The organism is Saccharopolyspora sp. NPDC000995 (assembly GCF_053599315.1).
This window is the reverse complement of sequence record NZ_JBSFLZ010000253.1, coordinates 1-3,461: the sequence shown is the minus strand read 5'-3', so window position 1 is coordinate 3,461 and position 3,461 is coordinate 1. Positions and strand designations below refer to the sequence as shown.

The 3,461-nt window shown below is 65.9% G+C and carries 2 protein-coding genes; one reads left to right on the top strand and one right to left on the bottom strand.

Going from position 1 to position 3,461, the window contains the following annotated elements; genetic code table 11:
* Window positions 1-140 precede the first annotated feature (140 nt).
* Window positions 141-1,166 carry an AraC family transcriptional regulator gene (locus ACWDKQ_RS35495; protein ID WP_450143126.1) on the bottom strand — a complete coding sequence of 342 codons (1,026 nt, stop codon included), beginning with the start codon at window positions 1,164-1,166 and terminating at the stop codon, window positions 141-143.
* Window positions 1,167-1,234: 68 nt separating this feature from the next.
* Between ACWDKQ_RS35495 and ACWDKQ_RS35490 the strand changes: the two genes are divergently transcribed.
* Window positions 1,235-2,488, top strand: a complete 1,254-nt coding sequence (locus tag ACWDKQ_RS35490; RefSeq protein ID WP_450143125.1) for an MFS transporter — start codon at window positions 1,235-1,237, stop codon at window positions 2,486-2,488.
* Window positions 2,489-3,461: the final 973 nt, after the last annotated feature.

Here is a 3,461-nt window from a genome sequence, read left to right as displayed (position 1 = left end):
CTTCGTGTGGACCAAAACCGCCGACGAGATCCTGGACAACCTCGCCAACTACTGCACACGAATTAACCAACTGACCAACGACTCAGAACACTAGGCCGTGTAAGCAACCCGGCCTGGAAGGCTTTCCAGCGGCCCACTCCTCACCCCACGGCGTCGGTCGCCTTCATCAGCGGCCTTGCGCTCCTGCTGGCGCCGGGCGACTCGCCGGTGACGCGTTTGAAAGCGCGACTGAACGCGGCCTGCGAGGTGTAGCCGAGGCGTTGCGCCACAGACTGGATCGGCAACGTGTCGTGGGCCAGCCACTGGCTGGCGAGGAGCATCCGCAGTTCCGTGGCGTAACGGAGGGGCGGCACGCCGATCGTGCGCTGAAACCGGTCCGCGAAGACGGAACGGGAGACATTGCATTCCGCTGCCAGCTCTTCCACCGTCCAGTGATGCCCGGGCCGCCGATGCAGGGCCAAGATGGCGCAGGCCAGGCGGGGGTCACGCAACGCGGCCACGAGGCCGGCGGAGTTGTCGCATCCGCATTCGATCCAGCCCCGCACGATCATGGCCGCCGCCACTTCGGCCAGGCCGGCGAGGATGCCAGCGAAGCCCACGCGGGCGGCGCAGATTTCGCGCTTCATGGACTCCAGGATCGGGATGAGCCCGGGATAACGCTGTCCCGCGACGTCGACCAGCATGACATCGGGCATCAACCGGCTGAGCCCCTGCATGCCGCCGAGGTCGAACTCCATGAAGCCGTTGAAGAAGATCGCGCTGGGATTCGGGTCCGTGCTTGGGCAGGTGTCCACGTCGGAAATCGCGTTGCTGAGCGGGACCGCATCGAAGCTGTCTATGCCCTGGCCCGGCACGTCAGGGCCGGAGAGCAGCTGGTGGGACTCGCCGTGTGGCAGGAAGACGGCGTTGCCTGCCGAGAGCTCGTGGACGGTTCCGCCCTCGGTGCGCAGGACGGCGGAACCGACGGCGAGGAAGTGGAAATAGGCACGTCCGGGTTTGGCATCGAAATCCAGACCGAACCGCGGGCCGGCATGGACGCGACGGTACCGGACACCGCGCAGCCGCATGCTGGTCAGCAGTTCGCTGATGAGGTCGGTCGACAGGGCGAACTGCCCCGCAGGCTCGCCTTCCGGCGTTTCGGTCAAAGAATGCGGACGTGCTGCCATAGATAATCCTGAAATTCGCTTTTAGGGTTGACTCGAACCTTTCATGCGATTCAGGGGAAGTAAACAAGTTGAGCAGTGATGTGTGTGACGTCGTGCGCGAAGCCGACCCTGGCGAAGCGGCCGATGTGGAACGGGTACCGCGCGAACCGGTCGCATCGTCGTGGGCGGCGGTGTTCTCGCTGGCGCTGGGAGTTTTCGGGTTGCTGACGGCGGAGTACCTGCCGGCCAGCCTGCTGACTCCGATGGCCGCCGACCTAGGGGTATCGGAGGCTTTGGCGGGCCAGGCGGTGACCGTCACGGCGGTGGCCGCGATGCTTTCCGGATTGTTGACGGCGAGCCTGACCCGGAGGATCGACCGCAGGGTCGTGTTGCTCGGCTTCACCGTGCTGCTGATCGTGTCGAACCTGCTGGTGGCCGTGGCCGCCAACATCGTGGCGCTGTTGCTGATGCGGATCCTGCTGGGAGTCGCGCTCGGCGGCTTCTGGAGCATGGCGGCGGCGGTGGCGATACGCCTGGTTCCCGCGGCGTTGGTGCCGCGCGCGGTATCGATCATTTTCAGCGGTATCGCGGTAGCGACCATCGTGGCGGTGCCGCTTGGCAGCTACCTCGGTGAGCTGTCCGGTTGGCGCAGCACCTTCCTGGCGGCGACCGCGCTCGCGGTGGCGACGCTGGTGTTCCAGCTGTTCGCGCTGCCCCGGATGGCGCCCCGTGGCACGGCACGGCTGGGCACGTTGTGGGAGGTGCTGCGGCGACCCGGTTTCGGGATCGGCATCGCAGGAATGCTGTTGGTGCACATTGGACACTACGCGCTGTTCACCTATATTCGGCCCGCACTGGAAAACGTGGTGCAGGTCGACGCCAATGAGCTGGCGCTGCTGTTGTTCGTCTTCGGAGTGGCGAACTTCGCGGGCACGCTGGTGGCGGGGTGGCTTCTGGAGATCAGCCTGCGCCTGGCGCTGACACTGACGCCGGCGCTGATGGGCGTTGCGGCACTGGGCTTGGCGCTGATCCCCGCCGGGCAAGCAGGGTATGTGGCGCTGGTGGTCCTCTGGGGCCTGGCCTTTGGCGGCGTGTCGGTGGCGTGGTCGAACTGGGCGACCCGCATGGTGCCCGACCAGGCAGAAAGCGCGGGAGGGCTCGTGGTGGTCGGCGTGCAGTCGGCAATCGCTGGCGGAGCCGCCGCGGGCGGCGTGCTGTTCGGTATCGGCGGCGTCGGCACCGTATTCACGGTCTCCGGCGTCGTGCTACTCGCCTCCGCATCGCTGATCGTCCTGCGGGTCAAAGCCCCCCGCCACCGACCTGTGTCATCGACGCAGTCCTGAGTGCGCGGCCCGCACGTACTCGTCGGTGGTGGAAATGAGGAGGTCGCAGGGCAGGGTGAGCGGATTGTCCGGCTGAGGTCGACCACCTCGTACCGCATTGCAAGGACCGTCGCGCTCTTCGAGGCAAAATCAAGCTCGATCCGGCGACGTTGCCCGCAGTCGAACGAAAGCAGTGTCACGGAGCTGCCGCGTGCTCGAAGCCATAAGCGAGCACGGCTGAATCAAGTCCCCCGGACGCGACGACGACAGCGTGGCGCGGATGGCGGCGTGTTCGGTCCACGCGGATCATTGAATCCTCCCGTTTGGCGATGAAGCCCGCCGTATGGCAACGGGCGGCCATGCAGACCAGCCTCGTGACCGCGTCCGCATTTCGGAAGGGGTGTGGACTTGCCGAAAGTTCCGCAACACGATTTCCCCAGCACAGTGGGCCGGAAGGCACCGAAATGGGGCAAGCCGGCGTGTAGCCCCTGCCTCGTTGTCGCCCCCTGAGCGATGGGACGTTTACTGCGGCTGGTGCGGCGCTTCTGACTGGCCCGCCCCAAGCTGCGGGTGGAAGGTTTCGATGGACCGTGGCGTGAGCCGCGTTTTCTAGGGCAGCGGCGTCGAGGAAAACGCCTCGCGGAACTCGCGAGTTTCCGTCAAATCTGGCCACCTCGCAGTCAATTCGGTCAGCAAGGTCTTCAGTTCCGTTTCGACCCGGGCCGGCTGGGTCATGCGGTGAAGCGTCGTGGCGCGGGAGCGCTCGGTGCTGGAGAAGCCGACCAGGTGGCGGTAGGGGCGACCTTGGTTGATCCGTTGATCACTGTGTTCAGGGCAAATCCCTTGACGTGCAGGCTACTTCTCTGCACTAAGCAAGCCGACAAGCCGAAGCGGACTTGAGGCTGCCGCTGCGGGGCGCCCGGGGGGGGGGGGGCCGCCGGCGCAGGCGGGGAAAAGTTGGGGGTTTTGGGGTTGGAGGGTGTTGAAATAGGGA